The sequence below is a fragment of the Cryobacterium gelidum genome (genome assembly GCF_004403985.1).
GTDB lineage: Bacteria > Actinomycetota > Actinomycetes > Actinomycetales > Microbacteriaceae > Cryobacterium > Cryobacterium gelidum.
This window is the reverse complement of sequence record NZ_SOHL01000027.1, coordinates 78,125-95,845: the sequence shown is the minus strand read 5'-3', so window position 1 is coordinate 95,845 and position 17,721 is coordinate 78,125. Positions and strand designations below refer to the sequence as shown.

10 protein-coding genes and 1 pseudogene are annotated in these 17,721 nt (G+C 60.8%); 10 read left to right on the top strand and 1 reads right to left on the bottom strand.

What is annotated here, in order from left to right; translation table 11 throughout:
• The first annotated feature begins 127 nt into the window (after nucleotides 1-127).
• The 6 genes and pseudogenes from E3T50_RS13550 (at nucleotide 128) to mobF (E3T50_RS13525) (ending at nucleotide 11,876) form a co-directional block, all read left to right on the top strand.
• Nucleotides 128-2,101, top strand: coding sequence for an ATP-dependent nuclease (locus E3T50_RS13550; protein WP_255454296.1), 1,974 nt, complete (start codon nucleotides 128-130; stop codon nucleotides 2,099-2,101).
• Nucleotides 2,098-3,861: a UvrD-helicase domain-containing protein gene (locus E3T50_RS13545; RefSeq protein ID WP_134552616.1), complete on the top strand. Its 1,764-nt coding sequence runs from the start codon at nucleotides 2,098-2,100 to the stop codon at nucleotides 3,859-3,861. Before E3T50_RS13550 ends, E3T50_RS13545 begins: the two co-directional genes overlap by 4 nt.
• A 185-nt stretch (nucleotides 3,862-4,046) precedes the next feature.
• Nucleotides 4,047-4,843 (top strand): annotated as a pseudogene (gene mobF, locus E3T50_RS13540) (MobF family relaxase); the annotation flags it as partial.
• Between the two features lie 106 nt (nucleotides 4,844-4,949).
• Entirely contained in the window at nucleotides 4,950-6,791 is a 1,842-nt protein-coding gene (locus E3T50_RS13535; RefSeq protein WP_134552612.1) for an AAA family ATPase, read from the top strand.
• Between the two features lie 2 nt (nucleotides 6,792-6,793).
• The gene (locus tag E3T50_RS13530) at nucleotides 6,794-8,107 is read left to right on the top strand and encodes a 5-methylcytosine restriction system specificity protein McrC (protein ID WP_134552610.1); all 1,314 of its coding nucleotides are present in this window, start codon (nucleotides 6,794-6,796) and stop codon (nucleotides 8,105-8,107) included.
• Between the two features lie 250 nt (nucleotides 8,108-8,357).
• On the top strand, nucleotides 8,358-11,876 hold the full coding sequence (mobF, locus tag E3T50_RS13525) for a MobF family relaxase (protein ID WP_478213425.1): 3,519 nt from the start codon (nucleotides 8,358-8,360) through the stop codon (nucleotides 11,874-11,876).
• A 1,893-nt stretch (nucleotides 11,877-13,769) separates the two neighbouring features.
• Here the strand turns inward: mobF (E3T50_RS13525) and E3T50_RS13520 are convergent.
• Entirely contained in the window at nucleotides 13,770-14,177 is a 408-nt protein-coding gene (locus E3T50_RS13520; RefSeq protein ID WP_134552608.1) for a hypothetical protein, read from the bottom strand.
• A gap of 1,035 nt (nucleotides 14,178-15,212) precedes the next feature.
• Here E3T50_RS13520 and E3T50_RS13515 point away from each other — a divergent pair.
• The 4 genes from E3T50_RS13515 to E3T50_RS13500 all read left to right on the top strand — a co-directional run bounded on the left by E3T50_RS13515 (nucleotide 15,213) and on the right by E3T50_RS13500 (nucleotide 17,717).
• Nucleotides 15,213-15,599, top strand: a complete 387-nt coding sequence (locus E3T50_RS13515; protein WP_134552606.1) for a sulfate permease — start codon at nucleotides 15,213-15,215, stop codon at nucleotides 15,597-15,599.
• 186 nt (nucleotides 15,600-15,785) lie between these two features.
• Nucleotides 15,786-16,808, top strand: a complete 1,023-nt coding sequence (locus tag E3T50_RS13510) for a DUF2510 domain-containing protein (RefSeq protein WP_134552604.1) — start codon at nucleotides 15,786-15,788, stop codon at nucleotides 16,806-16,808.
• A gap of 64 nt (nucleotides 16,809-16,872) precedes the next feature.
• Complete coding sequence (locus E3T50_RS13505; protein ID WP_134552602.1) at nucleotides 16,873-17,160, top strand: hypothetical protein; 288 nt, start codon at nucleotides 16,873-16,875, stop codon at nucleotides 17,158-17,160.
• Between the two features lie 290 nt (nucleotides 17,161-17,450).
• Nucleotides 17,451-17,717, top strand: a complete 267-nt coding sequence (locus tag E3T50_RS13500) for a hypothetical protein (protein WP_134552600.1) — start codon at nucleotides 17,451-17,453, stop codon at nucleotides 17,715-17,717.
• Nucleotides 17,718-17,721: the final 4 nt, after the last annotated feature.

Below are 17,721 nucleotides of genomic sequence, written 5' to 3'. Positions count from 1 at the left end.
GATTCGTGATTTCAAAGTAGGCAAGCTGGCATACTTTAATCACGACTGATGGGGGATTGTCAATGTGTGCGTGCGTTTCCAACATGCCAGCCGGCAGAACTGCGTTGCGTTGCGCTGGGTCGGGAAGATGAGACTCGCCACGTTGAACCTCACCAATTTTCGTTCGGGCGTCTCAACCCGTGTCCCGCTCGCTGAGGATCTCACTGTGCTTGTGGGAGAGAATGCGTCCGGAAAGTCCACCATTATCGATGCGATTCGAGCGACAACGACGTCGGCACTCGAACAGAAGACTTTTTCCTTCTCTGCTGTGCACGACCCTACACATTCCGCCGAAGACGATATCCCGGTAGAGATTTCGGCGACGTATACAGACCTGACGGAGGGACAAAAGGCGCTCTTTCTGACCCAACTCGTCGATGAGGATGATGACCTCCGGTACACCACATTCTTCGCCGGCAACGAGGATCTTCCGTACTGGAAACGCACCAGCGTAAGAGTCGGAAAGCTAAGGGTCGATGATGCGGAGCCGGCAAACCGTAAACGGATCGCGCACATCTACCTTCCGCCGCTGCGTGATGCCATCCGCGAACTAGACTCCGGTGGAGGAGAGCGCCTCGCGGAGGTGCTGAAGGTTCTTACTGGTGGTTCTGAGCGCGTCCATCGCGAAATTTTCATTGAACAGGCCAATGAACTCGTCGAACAGATCTCGGCGCTGCCCTTGTCTGAGAATGCTCGAGACCAAATTGAGGCGCACCTTCTTAAGATCTCTCCGCCTAGTAGGTCCCACCAGGTTCGCTTCGGTGGACGGAAGCAGGAACTGAGGCGACTCGCTGGACTTATGAGAATCCAACTTGCCGATGCGCGGATTGATCCTTTGCGGCTGGCCTCGTCGGGTTTGGGATATGCGAATTTGGTCTTCATCGCAACCATCGTTCTGCAGTTGGCGAACGCGAAAGACTACGATCTGACGCTGCTGCTAGTTGAGGAGCCTGAAGCGCATTTGCATCCTCAACTGCAATCGGTACTTCTCGATTATCTTGCGGCCCAGGCGCGGGAGAGCCAGTCGAGCAAAGAACTAACGAGTATTGATCCGGAAGGTCGAGTCCAGGTCGTAGTCACGACGCATTCACCCAATCTCGCCAGTGCAGTGTCCATTGAAAAAGTCGTTGTCGTCTCGCGAGTCATTGAGGCAATGCCGGCATCGCCTTTGGACGATCAGATTCCCGCTGATGGTCCGATTCTGTCCCTCGCCTCGAGATCCAACGAATGTCCGACCGATGTTGAAGAATCGAATTCAGCTCCATTGCCTGAAGCATCCTGGAGCACTAAGGCAACATCTCTCGCCGAGCTTAGGCTCAAGCCCGAGCAGGTTCGCAAGATCGACAGGTACCTTAGCGTCACTCGCTCATCGCTCCTATTCGCGCGTCATATCGTGCTGGTAGAAGGGATAGCTGAAGCGATCCTCATTCCGGAAATAGCTCGAGAGTTGCTCTACAAGAACGACAAGGAAGCGCTTCGCCACCTTGCCTCTTCAACTTTCATAGCGATTGACGGCGTAGATTTCGAGCCGTATCTATCGCTGCTTCTAGCTGGCGATCATCACCGGGTCGACCATGTCGCCGTGATCACCGATGGGGATCCCAACAAGGCAGGGGTTCTTCAAGGGGCGAAGCGCAAGGAACGATATGAAACACTGTTCGCGGATCATGTCGAGGATCGCCGGTTGGCGGTTCACCATGGCCAGACGACTCTTGAAGCGGACTTATTCGCACTGCCCGCCAATGAGGCGCTACTGCGTTCCACCTTCGTTCGCATCCACAAGAACTCTGGGAAGAAATGGGACCGATTATTCGCCGATGCGGGCGACGTGACGGCGGACCGCGCCAAGGCCTTCGCGAAAGAAATTCGAGGGAAGAAGGGCGGGCTTGATCTCGGAAAAGGAGAATTTGCCCAGCTCATTAGCGAGTCGCTGCGAGGGGGCGCAAAAGTAGAAGTTCCCGATTACATCAAGAGTGCAATCCATGGTCTTGTTTCGACGCTCGACCGAACCTCGAGAAGTTCGTCCGCGCCTCAGAATCGTGAAGCGGACAACATCCGTTGATCGACCGCGAGCTGAGCGTCATGCAGCAAAGGATCCTCGAACCCTCTGTGCGTCTGGTGGAGGCATGCCCTGGAGCCGGTAAGACTCGAGCCATCGTTGCGCGCTATCGGCGCCAGTGCGGTGCCGGAGGATCAGGGGTCGCGCTGCTCTCCTTCACTAACGCCGCAGTAGACCAGGCTCACCAGCGAGCATCGGACGATCCGTCGCTGCTCGCCAGCCCCAACTTTCTGGGCACGTTTGACAGCTTCTTACACCGATTTATAGTCACACCTTGGCTCAGACGTACGAAAGCGGTGACTCCTAAATATCTCGACTCTTGGGATGAACTTCCCTGGACTGAAATCCGTCACGGAACGATTGGCGGTGCAGGACTCTCTCTAAGTAGCTTTAGCCCTAATGTCGACGGAGACCTTGAGTACGCAGCTGAGGCACCCGAGTCGGACCGCACTTATGTCGGCACACTTTCGAAAGCAGGGCTGTCACCAAGCCAGTTGATTCCGATCGCAAAGTCCAAGGTTCAAGGATTCGTTAGCGCTGGGATATTTGACTGCGATCACGCCCGGGTTCAGGCACTGTCGATTCTAAGGAATTTGGACGCCGAGTGGCTAACCAATCGTCTCGGTATTCGGTTTAAGGAAATTATCGTCGATGAGTTTCAAGACTGCTCCCTCATCGAACACGAGATAGTACGAGCATTGGAAAACTTGGGGATCCATGTTCTCGTAGTCGCTGATCCCGATCAATCAATTTATGAGTTTCGGCGTGCGTCCCCTGCCGCTTTCGTCGAGTACAAGGGAAAACTACCACCGGACACAATCGTTAGATTGAACGAAAACTATCGTTCGTCGGCAGCGATCTGCGGAATCGTCACCACAATGCGTTCCATCGGTCGGGATGAAATCATACCGAAAGGCAACTTTCTCGGTCGGCCCGTCGCACCGCGAGTGGTCGTAGCGATTGGCTCGGCCGGGCATCAAAGACGAGTCTTTGGGCAATACATGGATGCCCTGGGCATCGACTGGTCCTCGTCGATGGTGCTGTCGTCCAGCCGCATCGGAGCATCAGATCTTTCCGGACAGCCTCGGACAAACGAGCGGGGCAGCGGCAACACCGGTCAGTTGATTCGAGCCCTAGCTGTGCTGCGTGATTCGCGCACAACTTCCTTGCGAAAGGAGGCGATGGCTCGGCTTTCGGCATTGATCATGGTCGCCTTCGACTGGGGCGACAAACACAAGGGTGCGGGATTCCGCGAGCGGTTGGAAGTTCTCGGGCTGGAACCGGCCCATCTCAACCTCTTGATTCGGGAGATGATCAGAGTTTCGTCGTCCTGGACCGATAGATCTCATCCGAAGATCAGCATCATCCAACTGCTGACGGCCCGATTCCCGAATCCGTTGGTGCCGTTTGTGGCACTGGGTAGACGATACGTAGTGGCGACTCCGGAAGATTGGGACTTCTGGATTACTCCACCGGCGACGGACCTGGCACTTAACGGCCTCCACATTCATGCCGTGAAGGGAGCAGAATTCGAGGCGGTGATGCTCGATATCCCCCTCCGAAAACGCCCGAAAAAGGCGCACGTGCTCGACGATTGGGAATCTTCTACGGTAAGCGAAGCTCTTCGCGTTCTATATGTCGGCGCAAGTCGAGCGCGTAGGCTTCTCGTTCTTGCAGTGCCGCCATCTCGTTCCGATCAGACCCTGAGGATACTTGCAGCGAATGGGATTGAGCTAGAGATCCATCGCGACCCTAGTTGCTAGGGCATTCGAGTTCGAAATATCTGTCCAGGCAGGTGGAGGCGCGGCAGGCCGCCACGAAGGCCGCGCCAGCGTCAATTAATGTGACGGGGCAATTGGCGCTGTGCAGAGTCCCGCCACGACGAAGTCCCGAACAATTTTCGTGTGGCTCGAGGCGCACCTTCGTCACGAAGCAGGAGGTGGCCGCGGTGACGGTGTCGATGCGGGTGTGATGAGTGCCGGCGACGGCTACAAGTACCTCCTGCACACCGTAGCCGCCAGTGACGGCGACCACTCGATGTCGACTCCGCTCACCCGGTACTACACCGCGGAGGGCACGCCGCCCGGCCGGTGGATGGGCGACGGCCTCCCCGGACTCGGCGGCGGCCTCATCGTCGAGGGCGACCAGGTCACCGAGGCCCAGCTGCAGTTGCTCGTCGGCCTCGGCCGCGACCCGGTCACCGGCGAACCCCTCGGCCGCGCCTACCCGGTCTATCGCACCATCGCAGAACGCGCCACGGCCGAGACAAGTGCCGAGGGTATCGAGAACGGGCCGACGGAAAGAGCAGCCAGTGCGGCGGCATCCGCTGCCGATGAACCGGGACTGAAACGGCGTCGCGCCGTCGCCGGCTATGACTTTACGTTTTCGATTCCGAAGTCGGCGAGCATCCTCTGGGGTGTGGGTGACGCGGCCACGCAGGAGCGCATCGTGGCGGCGCATCGTGCGGCGGTGGCCGAGGTGCTGGCGTACATGGAGCGCGAGGTGGCGGCGACGCGCACGGGCACGACGGCGCAGGGCGGCGCCGTGGCGCAGGTCGATGTGACCGGACTGATCGCGACGGCGTTCGATCACTTCGACAGTCGGGCCGGCGACCCGCACCTGCACACGCACGTCGTGATCAGCAACAGGGTGCAGACCGTGCTCGATGGCAAGTGGCGCTCGCTCGACGGGCGGCCGATGCACGAGGCCGTGGTAGCGCGGTCCGAAGTGCACGAGACCTTGTTTCGACATGATTTTCCAGGCCCTGGATCTAGTGCAAAAGTTGGAGACACCCTTCCGTGTGCGGTCCTTTCGGAAAAGTCTGACAGTGCCTGGGATGAGACCATAAGTCATGGCTCTTTTCTCGGAACGCGACCGCCGCCCTATTGACGAACTGTGCGCTCGTTGGCGCGAGGGGTCGATGATTGGGGACGCCTCTTTACTGCATCCCGATGAGTATCCGGACGCCTGGTCAAAGCCCAACCTTGACGAGCTGAATACGAGGTTCTGGGGCAACGTTCTAGATGGTGAGGAGGGTGGAGGAAGTTTCGAGAGCAAGTGGGAACTGCAACTGGAGGATGCCACCGACACTGTCAGGTTGTTGGCCGCGGAGTGCCTGTTGGTTTACTACCTGGTCACTGTTTCGGTCGGTCCTGACCGAAAGCTCGAGATGATCAACAAGACCATCGGACCTGATCATCCAGAGCTGCACGTGAGTGGCGACAGTTTGGCGTACCAGGCACTGCAGAGCTGGATTGCCAATCCTGGCCAGTACTACACCTCCCGTCAGGACATCCATGTTGGGTATCTGATGGATCTTGCGTTGCGGCTGAAGCAAAAGTCACCCGAGGAACGAGCCGCACTGCTGCACGACAACCCCTGGGAGTTCGCACAGTTCACCGAAGCCGGAGAGCGACAAAGCGACGCAATGCGGCACATCGTGTGCCACCTGCTTTATCCCGATCAATTCGAGCGGATCGCCTCGAACCAGCACAGGGAACTCGTGCTGCAGGCGTTCGGCGAACTCGACACCAGTGGGCCAGACGCTGGCCAAGACGAGAAGCTGTATTCGATCCGACAAACGTTGAAGCAACTACTGCCTGATTGGGATGAAAACCGCCGCGACTACTACAGCTCCGATCTCTCACCAATCTGGCGTCCTGTGTCCAGGTCCGGGGATAATGAGTCGTTAGACCCGGCGTTTGCTTTGGAATTCAAGAAGCAGATCGTCTTTTACGGGCCGCCCGGCACCGGCAAGACCTATCGCGCGGGAAAGCTGGCGGAGAGCCTGATCCGGACCGCGGCCTTGAAAGAATGGGGCGTGGGTGAATACTTCAACCACCCCAAGGCCGTTGCCCAGGCCGTCGCCGCCAATGTGACGCGCCTTCAGATGCACCCGTCCTACGGCTATGCAGAGTTCATGGTCGGGCTTCGGCTGGACGCCCACGGTGGGACAACCCACCAGCTCGGCGCACTGCCGCGGTTGGTGGAGCGGATGCGTACCGAGCGAGAGCAGCTTGGCGAACGTGCTCTGCCGCACGTACTGATCCTCGACGAGATCAATCGCACTGACCTCAGCACGATGTTCGGTGAGGCTTTCAGTGCCATGGAGCGCGACAAGCGCGACATCGAGCTCGAGCTGTTCGCCGAGAATGACAACGGTGACCCGATCCGCTTCATGATCCCTGAGAACCTTTACATCATTGGCACGATGAACGAGATCGACCAGTCGGTCGAGGCTCTGGACTTCGCGCTGCGTCGCCGCTTTTTCTGGTTCGCCACGCCGTACGACGAGGAGGACCTGTTCTCGATCTGGGAGGCGCAGTGGATCGAACAGTCCGTGGCGGTTGACCGGGACAAGGCTGAGCCCCAGCTCAAGGAACTGGCCCGGTGCATCACGCGGTTGAACGCACGGATCGGCAAACTGCCCGAGCTAGGGTCTGAGTACGAACTCGGAGCGGCCGTGTTCGGTGACTTGCCGTACTTCCTTGGGCGCGAATGGCGCAACAAGCGCCACGGCCGTAACGGCGGCAAGTACCTGTGGGATGCTAAAGACAAGCCGCTCGCGCCGCTGCGCTCGTTGTGGGCCTTGTCGATCCAGCCTGTGCTGGCACAGTATCTGGCCGGATCAGACCGGCGAACTGAACAGCTGGCTGAGCTCGAACAGCTCCTGATGGCCCGTCCGATAAACTGACCATGGCCGACAAGAAGGGCACCCAGGCAGGAGAGGCCCCTACGGATCGGTTGGTGATCAACGACTTGACTGCGGAGGCCTACTGGGATCGCCGACCCTCTGATCAGGAACAGCTCTGGCTGGCCGAGATCGCCGGGCTCTCACCGGAGCCGTTCGTCCTGAACGCACAGCTGGAGGCAGACCACGAGCCGACGATCGAGCCGATCCTGAGCCGGGACATCGACGGGTGGCGGGCCAACCGCTACATCGGCGAGATCCGCCACAAGGGCAGGACCTTGGAGATCAGGCCTCGGCTGGGCATCGAGACGATTACCGGTTGGATCAGCACGATCCTCAACGTTCAAGTGCTCCCACGCACGGCCACACACTCCAATGACGCGAGCAGTGCGGTCACGCAACTCTTAGCTGCCCTGTGGCGGGCTTCTGTGCTGACGGCGGGCCAGCACGCCCTCCCAAAGTCACGGGTAAAAGTTAGCTCGTACGGCCTGTCCGTTCATGGACGTCTCGACGTGGCGGCCACCGCGCGTCGGCGGGCATCCGGACACCGTGATTTGGTCTCGACCCGGGTGGTTCGCAGTTACGACAACGCGCCGGCCAGCGCAGTGGTCCTGGCAGATCGATACTTCGACCAGCGACTGGCCGGAGATCGCTGGCGTGGAGCGCGGCTCCACGAACAGATGGCCGTGCTGCGCGCCGCCACCGGACCTCGGCCGACAACGCCGACCCTGCACGAGATCCGGACTGCCCGCTACAGCCCGATCACTGTCAAATGGCGCCGGGCAGCTGAGCTGTCGTGGCGCATCGTAAACGAGGATCCGCTGGGCGTCGCTGCCGACGACGAGTCAACCCACGGCGTGCTGATCGACGTCGCCGAGCTGTGGGAACTGTTCGTGTTGCACTGTGCTGGTTTAGCCGCCGAACAGCCCGTGAGGCACGGAACAAACGAGCAGGTTTCGGGGCATCTCGCACGCTCCACGGTCGATCCCCGTCGTACATTGGGCAGGCTGTATCCGGATGTCTTGGTGGGGGAGAACCCGATCACGGCGCTACTCGATGCAAAGTACAAGAGGCTCTGCGGCGTGCGAGGCATCGACCGTGAGGACCTCTACCAGCTACATGCCTACTCCTCGACTTTCGAAGCACCGATCGCAGCTCTGGCCTACCCTGCAACCAGCGTCGACCTGCCGATGGATGAACGAAACAGCCCCTGGCAGACCGGCAACAGGACGCTTTCGTTCCTAACCCTGCCGACCGACAAAGATCGCTGCGTCGCAAAGCTGGCGCAATGGTTCGGGCGCTCTGAAGTCTCGCGCTGAACTGCCCGGTCATTGCGGCCGACTGTGGCGACCTGCAACAAACAACTTCTGTGTTCGCGCGCTCGTGTGTCCGATTGCTGTCGCCTCCGCCAGCGGTTGGGCGCGGCGGACCATTGGTCACAATGGCCTGAATCGTCTGGGCAGGGATAATTTCGACCCCGTTCCGTGCGGATTCCTGCGACGAAGAAGCGTCCATCGAATCCTCTGAGGGTCGCGGCGCACCTTCGTCACGAAGGCGGAGGTGGCCGCGGTGACGGTATCGATGCGGGTAATGAGTGCCGGCGACGGGTACAAGTACCTGCTGCGCACGGTCGCCGCTGGTGACGGCAAACGGCTGCTCTCGACTCCACTAACGCGGTACTACACCGAGGAAGGCACCCCGCCAGGTCGGTGGATGGGCGATGGTCTCCGTGGTCTCGGCGGGGGGCTCGTGGTTGATGGCGATGTCGTCACGGAGGCGCAGCTGCAATTGCTTATCGGGTTGGGCCGCGATCCGGTAACCGGCGAACCCCTCGGTCGTGCGTACCCGATATATGGCACGGCCGCCGACCGCGCATTGAACGGTTCCGGCGCCGACGGTGGCGGTCCTACCGAGCGGGCCGCGGCATCCGCTGCGGAACAGCCAGAGGATAAACGCCGTCGTGCCGTGGCCGGCTATGACTTCACATTTTCGATTCCGAAGTCGGCGAGCGTCCTTTGGGGTGTGGGCGACGCGGCCACGCAGGAGCGCATCGTGCAGGCGCACCGTGCGGCGGTCGCCGAGGTGCTGGCGTACATGGAGCGCGAGGTGGCGGCGACGCGCACGGGCACGACGGCGCAGGGCGGCGCCGTGGCGCAGGTCGATGTGACCGGGCTGATCGCGACGGCGTTCGATCACTTCGACAGCCGGGCCGGTGACCCGCACCTGCACACGCACGTCGTGATCAGCAACAAGGTGCAGACGGTGCTCGACGGCAAGTGGCGCTCCCTCGACGGTCGGCCGATGCACGAGGCCGTGGTGGCGCTCTCCGAATTGCACGAATCCTTGTTTGCCGACGAGCTGACGCGATCGCTCGGCGTGCGGTGGCAGCGGCGGGAGCGGGGGCGGGATCGTCACGCCGCGTGGGCTTTGACGGACGTGCCGGAGGCGCTCGTTGCGGAATTCTCAACCCGGTCCCGGCACATCGATGTTGAGACCGACCGGTTGATCGAGGAGTATGTGACCAGTCACGGGCGTCGTCCGAGGCCGGTGACGATCATGAAGCTGCGCGCACAGGCCACGCTCGCCACCCGGCCAGCGAAGCAGGTGCACTCACTGGCGGACCTCACGGCGGCGTGGCGAGTACGCGCTGCACGCTTGCTCGGGCAAGACGCGTTGACGGTCGCCGAGTCGTCTCCGGTGTTGCTGCGCGCCGAGGACCTGGCGCGCGAGACCGTGGATGCGCTCGGGCTGAGCGTGATGACGGCCGTCAGCGAGAAGCGCGCCACCTGGCGGCACTGGAATCTCACGGCCGAGGCCGCGCGCCAAACGATGCCGTACCGGTTTGCGTCGGCCTTCGATCGGGAAGCCGTCGTCGGCCTCATAGCGGATGCTGCCGAGCGCGCGTCCCTGCGCCTCACGCCGCCGGAGCTCGCCGTCAGCCCTGTGGAGTTTCAACGGGAGGACGGGACGTCGGTGTTTCGGCCGAAGCATTCCGTCGTGTTCACGTCGACTGAGCTACTCGAAGCCGAGGAACGGCTGCTCGAGCGGGCCGCGCTTGTGACTGCACCACGCGTGGCGCTCGGTTCGGCCGCGCTTTCGCGGTTACCGGGTGGTGGGCGGCTCGTCGAGGACCAGCTCGCGGCTCTTGCTTCCGTAGCCGGCTCGGGCCGCGTGATCGATGTGCTCGTGGGGCCGGCTGGCGCTGGCAAGACGACGGCGATGAATGCGCTCCGGCGGGCTTGGGAAGCAGTGCGCGGAGATGGCTCGGTCGTTGGGCTTGCTCCCTCGGCCGCTGCCGCGACGGTGCTGGCGACGGATCTCGGCATTGCGACGGAGAACCTGGCGAAGTGGTGGCAGACCCATGTCGACCAGGGTTCGTCGTTTCGGGAGGGGCAGCTCGTTATCATCGACGAAGCCTCGTTGGCCGGTACGATGCCGCTGGATCGGGTCACCGCTCTGGCCTTGGATGCGGGCGCGAAGGTGCTGTTGGTCGGCGACTACGCCCAGCTGCAGTCGGTCGATGCGGGCGGTGCGTTCGCGCTGCTCGTGCACGACCGAGCGGATGCGCCCGAACTCCTCGACGTGCACCGCTTCGTGCACGAGTGGGAGAAGGCCGCGTCCCTCGGACTGCGCCAGGGCAACACCGACGTGATCGACCGTTATGCTGCGCATGACCGGCTACGCGAGGGCAGTACCGAGACGATGGCGGATGCTGCCTACGAGGCGTGGCGTGCAGACATCCGCTCGGGCAAGTCGACCGTGCTGATCAGCGACTCGAACGAGGCGGTTGCGGCGCTGAACGTGCGCGCTCGCACGGAACTGATTCTGGAGGGTCGTGTCGACGCCCTGCGCGAAGTCGCCCTGCACGATGGAACCCGCGCCGCCGTCGGTGACACGGTCATCACCCGGCGGAACGATCGGCGGCTTTATGCGTCCCGCAGTTGGGTGCGCAACGGCGACCGGTGGAACGTGATCGGCGTGCACCGGAACGGTTCGGTCGACGTGCGACGGCAGGGTCGGCGGTGGGGGAGCACGGTGCTGCTGCCCGCTTCGTACGTCGCTGAGCACGTTGAGCTAGGTTATGCGGTCACGTCGCACCGGGCGCAGGGAATCACGACCGACACCGCGCACGTCGTGGTCGCGCCGAGCATGCCGCGCGAGAACCTGTACGTCGCGATGACCCGGGGCCGCGAGGAGAACACCGCATACGTCGCCGTCGACCGGCCAGATGCTGCCCACGTCGGGCCTCGACCGGGTGACGCTGCGGACGTGACGGCGCGCAGCATCCTCTTCGGCATTCTGCAGCACGTCGGCGCCGAGCTGTCGGCGCACGAGACTCTGGCGGCCGAGCAGGACGCGTGGGGATCGGTGGCGCAACTCGCGGCGGAGTACGAGACCCTTGCGGCGGCCGCGCAGCATGATCGGTGGGTGGCGGTGGTGCGCGCGAGCGGGCTGACGCCTTCGCAGGCTTTAGATGTGATCAATTCGGATGCCTTCGGGCCGTTGGCTGCGGAGCTGCGGCGAGCGGAGGCGCACCACTTCGACGTTTCCGGCGTGCTTTCTCACGTCGTGGCTGCACGAGGGTTCGAGGATGCGCAGGACATCGCGGCGGTGCTTCATGCCAGGGTCGCGGCGGTCGTGTCGCGGGATACCGGGGCAGGTCGCACCCGCCGTTCGCCGCGCCTCGTCGCCGGGTTGATCCCTCGTGCGATCGGGTCGATGGATGCAGCCATGCACGAGGCGTTGGCCGAGCGCGCCGACCTGATCGAGTCGCGAGCAGCCGCCGTGCTCGACCAGGCGTTGCTCGCGGGGGAGCCGTGGACTCGAGCCCTCGGGACCGCGCCTCGTGGGTCTGCCGCCACCGCGTGGCGCCAAAGCGGATGCACTGTCGCGGCCTACCGCGACCGTTACGACATCGTCGGCTCTCGTCCACTCGGTGCGGCACCAGAGTCGACGGCACAGAACCTCGATGCTGCGCGCGCGCATGCCGCCCTGCAAGCCGCGGAACGGCTTGCGGGGAACCACGTCGACGCTGTACCTCGACGGCGTGTCACGTCCGGGATTCAGCACGCAAGTCTCCGCGTGTAGCAGATAACGGTACATTCTGCCGTCGTTGACGCCGCCATACTTCTGGCAGGCTTACGGTCATGGACCTGTCACTACTCATTGCCGCCGTTGCGCTACGCGTTTCGCTCGCTCTCGCCCTTCGGGAGTTTACTGCGCGGTCCATCCCCTTCGGTTAAGTCGACACCGCGAAGCGGTGGAATGCGATCGAGTGGGTGCCGCTCGCGTACCGAATTCACGTTACTAACTTGGGGTGCCGCCCATTTGTGCTGGAAGGTGCAGGAGTCCTGAATCCGTCGGGCGACGGTGTGAGCGGTTCCCAAGGGGCGGTGTGGACAGGTCCACAAGGCGACTTTACGTTCCGCCAAAATCCGGAATGCCCGAGAACCGTCCACCCGGGGGAACTGGTCACTTTCGTCGTAGCGCCGGAGCATCGAGGGGCTGAGAGCGACACCTTCGGCATCCTTATTGTTCGACGTAATCTTTGGCGATGGCTTCCTAAGCAACGGAAAGCGCAACGTCTTCAGGTTCCCCTCTCCCGAGTCTCATACCCGGATTAATCTCAGATCGCGGAAGTTACCACCAATGTCACCGGCATCAACTGCAGTGGAGCTATCGATTCGACAATTCTTGAGCTGTTGTTATCCTCGGTTCAGTCACTAAATGCCTCCGCCAGCCGCGCGCATTGATCGGTACGTGCGCGGGCAAGCGATAAGCCGGTCCGGAAGTCGGCTGAATTCGCTCAACGTTTCCAGAGCCGATGACGTGACCGGGCTTCACTAAGGCCGCTCGGCGAAGTTCGTCATCCGACCCAGTAGGTGTCCAGTCCTAGCCTTGTGGCGTCAATGCAAACAGGTGCCTGCGATGACTGGAAGCAGATGCCACTGAGGTCATACTCAGGGTCAATGTCCGCGGGATCCAACTGGCCCATGGCTTCAGGATGAGCTTTCACGGCCATGACCCACTCGTCAACAGTTTTGCACTCGTACGCCGAGCGAAGGAGCGGATCGTTGGCGGCTTGGTCTGGAGGTATGGAGGCCGCCTCCACAAGCGTCTCGAGGCATCCGGCGCCTACGGTCTCGATATCGGTAGCTATCCCTGCGACAGCGTCCGTGCCAGTGGTTTCTGCGTCATCCGGCCAAAAACTGGCGATAATGACGAGCACGACCAACGGAACGACAAAGCTTCCTATAATTACCGTCCATTGAACCGGAGTATGCCTGATAGCCATAAGCCAATAGTTACATATGGTTAAGCACCATATACAACTAACCGCCAATTCCAAGGTAATGAGTGCTTGAACGTTGATGCCATAGCCAACGCGTGGCGCATCAACGCCACAAATACGCGTTACGAACTTGGGTGCTTAACGGCGAACGATGTTGTTCTCTACGCGCACCATAGTGGCTCGTTTGAAGACGACATCAGGGGAGTCAGTAGGGGTGCACGGGGAAGTTCCTTGCTTCTTGCGGCGCTGAGGATGTCGAGCTGGGCTAGGCAGTGACATGGCACCGGGCGCGAGGAATCACGACCGACACCGCGCAGGTCGTCGTCGTGCCGAACACGCCGTGCGAGTTTCTACGTGGCGATAACGCGGAGTCGCGAGCCGACCACCGCCTATGTCGCGGTCGACCCGCCCGATGACGCCCACGCGGGGCCGCGGCCTGGTGACCCTGCGGACCTGACAGCGGTCGCATCCTTCTATGGCGCTGTGCATCGCTTCGGCGCGGAGCACTCGGCGAAAGAGACTGGGACATGTGCCGCGCGAGTCAACCCCAATTGCCTGGAGACAGCACGCCTGCACCGGATCGGCTTACCGAATGGGCTTTGGTGTGTGGAACACCTCGACAGAACCGAGAGTGGTACCGAAGACAGCTTGAAGATGGACAAAAGAACACAAATCCTATGGGGTATCGCTCACCACAAGGATTCAGGGATACCTGCAACTTCGAGGGAACAGTACGCGATGGCCTCAGTCAATTCAACAGCGCGTGTGGCGATGGAACCCGGAATGCACTCCAATACGTCCATGGAGTCCGGCTCGGGGTAGCCCTTGTCGATGAGTCCTTTCTTCACGCCAAGAATAGAATCCCAGACAGCTGTGCGACTCGATTCCGTTAGGCCTTCTCCGCCGTTCATGAGCGCGACATCGGTGGCAGTTTTCAACTCCTCATAGGTGTATTCGTCCCCGAGAACGACGACGGCCTGCTGAATTACATCTGGGGCTGCGTCGTTGCCGCCCGGTTCCTCGGAACTTGCGCTGCATCCTGTTACTAGGAGACCAACTACAAATACCAATCCAATTCCAAGCGACCCTGAGCGCATTTCCCCACCTCTATCTTGAGCAAATAGTCTGACATGAACCAACGCCGTTGAATTTCGATCAGGTTTGCCAGGTTTCAGCCATCGGCGGAGGCGGACGAAATTGTTGGCTGACCACCGGTGGTCGGTCGTCGGTTTCCTGGAATCGAGACAATTCCTGCAGCGCTTTTGGCCGAACCTAGGGTAGCTAAACTGTCCTAAGACCCCGAGCGGCGACTCGGCGAAACAGTAGGCATGTATTCCAAGTCGGAAGCAATGGGGGATCGAATGAACGTTGGAAGGTGCCTAGGCGGAATCTTGTGCTCGGTTGCTATGGTCTTAGCCCTAACTGCGTGTTCCGCCGAAACCGTGAGCGTCAAGCGCGACGCAGTACCATTCTCTGGTTCTCCGTCACCGGCAGTTTCAACCGCGCAAATAGTTGGCATCGTTGACGCAGCGGCAGACAGCTTGGACTCGTCCGCCCAGGCATCTATCGACTGCAAGTCAACTGCAGCCGCAGATACGGCTGGAGTCGCAGGCGCTGATCCCGTCCTGCGGGCTCAGATCGATCCGTGCTGGGCTCAAATCGATTCTTTCCTTGCCGAAGCGGTTCTGTTAGGCGCCAATCTCCGCATGGTACTCGATGAGTCCTCCACACCGGATGTGATTACCGATATCACTGAGGAGACGGCGAACTTATTTCAAGGAGCGCAATACATTCGTCTCAGTCCCGAGTGCAGAATCGGCAGTGAACCTGATTTCGATACGTGCGCGACACTGTTTCGTTCCATTTTCGCCGTCATACAGACTTGGTCAGATCGTCTAAGCCCCGCTTGGCGCGTCTATACCTAGTGGCTTTTTCGCCGCTGTGAGGGGCGAGAGCCGGCGTGAGTAAGCGCGGACAAGCATCCGCTCTGAAATGTGTGCGGCACTTTCATCCGCCGCCATCAGGTTCTAAAGTGTTGGTAGGCAACCTCTATAACGCGCCATCGCTCGTTGCGATCGTATGACTCTCAGTCCTTTCAGGTTCTTGTTGCCGAACATCTGAAAGGTCGCGCCATGTTCGAATTCTTTCTGGCCGCCACCGCCCGCAGTTACTTTTTCTTGCGCCGGTTCATGCCGACCGCCATCGTGATCGACGCGATCAATACGCGGCGCGGGCTGAAGTGGGGCGTGCCGGCGATGCTTCTCGCCGTTCCGTATGCGGTTGCAGCAATCTATTGCCGCGCGCAGGTCGAAGCTGGCGGGCCGGGCTGGTTGAACCTGCTCGTGATTTTGTTTCTCTGGAACACCCTTAAGTTTGTTTTCATCGGGCCCATCAGCCTGCTGAAGTTGATTGTGGTGCGCGTTCGTGAAGCCGTTACCCGTCGGCGCATGATCAGGGCGCTGCTCGGTGTCGGCTTGGAGCGTTTGGACGAGTCGAGGCTTGGGTCGACGCGCAACTGACCGGAGGTCTTAACTGGCATGCCTTCTGTTCGCGGATCGATTGGCTCAGGCGCGTCCGTAATACCGGCGAGCAGCGGGGGCGAACTGCGACCCGATCCGTGAAGAGCGATGCGGTGAAAGCAAACATTGCAGTGCAGGTAAGTCATCCTCGTGCCACACTAAGGGACAGTACAAGCGGGGGGACGCATGGCCGAACAGATTTCTGATCAACCAGTGGCAGGATGGTACGTGGCACCGGACGACGACACGGTCCTGCGGTATTGGAATGGGCACAAATGGACTTCTGAGGAACGCTCCGTCGACCAACGATCCAAACGGGCTATTCGACAAGATGACAAGGCGACGGCGAAATCGTTGGCGGCGGAAGCGGCTGCGCGAGCACGTGACGTTGCGGCGGCTGCCGCTGCTGTGGAAGCGCAGATGGCGATTACTGCGGAAGCCGTTCGTGCCGCCGAAGCTGCGGCAGAAGCGCAGGCTCAAGCCGCAAAGGATGCGAAGGCTGCCGCTCTCGCGCGCAGTATTGCGGACCAAGAAAGTGAGACTCAGCGCACACAGGCCGCCAGAGCGTCGGTCGAAACCGCCAACGTCGTCGTTCTACCCGCACTGTCGGCTGTTGTTGTCACCCCCGAAGTCCTAGTTCCAGCTTCGGCAACTTTGAACGAACCGGCTCGCGTGTTGGATGCTGGTTGGCATCCGGACCCCATGGGTACCCTGCAATTGCGTTGGTGGGACGGTGCCGGTTGGACCAACGAGACGCGGGCTTTACCCGTACCAGGTACGGCCCTTACCGTTGCCGCGCCGATGACACGACGGAGCGCGTTAGGCCGTGAAAACGCTTCCGTTGACCCCGCGCAGGCTCGTAGCTTGCACGTTTCACAATTTGATTTGAGCCCCGAAGCTGTGGCTAAACGCGGCGGGCACAGCCTAGGGAGAAAACTCTACTGGTCCAACTTGATGCGCCTTAGATATTGGCATTTCACCTTCTGGGGTTCACTTGTTCTGTCAGTGCTTCTCGGGTTTATTGCGGCACCGCTGGTGTACTCCTTCTTCGTCTTTGTACCCCTTCTAGGGTGGTTTTGGTTGCACCCGCAGATGGCATGCCGTGCATGTGGAAAGATCTTGGCGGTCACCCGGTTGAACGGGGAAATGGACGTCTGCACGAAATGTCATCATCCGACTGACAAGGCACTTCGTGAAGGCACCGCATGATGGCCACCAAGCAGTTTTGGTTCCCGCTGATCCACCGACACATAGTCTCCGACTGGATATCCTCATGACAAGCCAGGATTCAATCATCACCGTTGCACCGCCGACAACGCAGGCATTCATCGGCAAGTTTCCAAGTCGTGCCGGAAAATGGGCCTTGGGGTTTGGTATCGCCGGATTCGTCCTCTCACTCATCCCCCTTGGTGTGCTGATCACCATCCCGGCGATCGTCTTGGGCACGCGCACTCTCCGAAGGAAAGGCCTCCGGAAAGCTCATGCGATCGTCGCACTGTCATTTAGCGCGGCCGGATGGATTCTCGCAACCGCTTTGTTTATGTCCTTTTACCCCAGGTAGGGCGCTTGTACGGAATTCCTGTGGGCGTGTCGAAAGTGATCAGGTCCTTCCTGTACGACATCCGTTTTGCCTCCAACGTCCAAGCGCGGCGCACGCGATCTACTATCTGGTGCACCGCCAGGCCGTTTGCTGCACCGAGGAATGTAGGAGACATTGCTCCCCACCGGCATCGAGGACTCCGACGCGCGCGTACCCGTTTCGAGGCTCAGCTGACGGCACGGCACAGCCTGCGCACCTCCTGATTGCGGCACTATGGGGCTCACATGCCACCATCGACAGGAGGTTCCACTATGACGATCCCGCAGGAGCAATTCGACGACCTGCTCAGCCGCACCGCGCTCGCTGCGCTGTTCTACTATCCGGAGGTCGCCGTCAACGATGACGGCCCCAACCTGGGGAACGACATCGCGTACTGCCTGGAGCCCGTCGCCGGGATCGGAGACGAGGATACCGAACGGCTCCGCGTCGTAGTCGGCCGTGTGATCGCGAATCCGACGGCGCATCGCTCTGAACTCCTTGCCTTGGTCATCGAGCTGGCTCCGCCGCCTGCCGAGTAACCAC

Coding starts and splice junctions, on each gene's coding strand:
- E3T50_RS13515 (WP_134552606.1), top strand. CDS start 15,213: ATGTTCGAATTCTTTCTGGCCGCCACCGCCCGCAGTTACTTTTTCTTG.
- E3T50_RS13510 (WP_134552604.1), top strand. CDS start 15,786: ATGGCCGAACAGATTTCTGATCAACCAGTGGCAGGATGGTACGTGGCA.
- E3T50_RS13500 (WP_134552600.1), top strand. CDS start 17,451: ATGACGATCCCGCAGGAGCAATTCGACGACCTGCTCAGCCGCACCGCG.
- E3T50_RS13535 (WP_134552612.1), top strand. CDS start 4,950: ATGGCTCTTTTCTCGGAACGCGACCGCCGCCCTATTGACGAACTGTGC.
- E3T50_RS13505 (WP_134552602.1), top strand. CDS start 16,873: ATGACAAGCCAGGATTCAATCATCACCGTTGCACCGCCGACAACGCAG.
- E3T50_RS13550 (WP_255454296.1), top strand. CDS start 128: ATGAGACTCGCCACGTTGAACCTCACCAATTTTCGTTCGGGCGTCTCA.
- E3T50_RS13530 (WP_134552610.1), top strand. CDS start 6,794: ATGGCCGACAAGAAGGGCACCCAGGCAGGAGAGGCCCCTACGGATCGG.
- E3T50_RS13520 (WP_134552608.1), bottom strand. CDS start 14,177: ATGCGCTCAGGGTCGCTTGGAATTGGATTGGTATTTGTAGTTGGTCTC.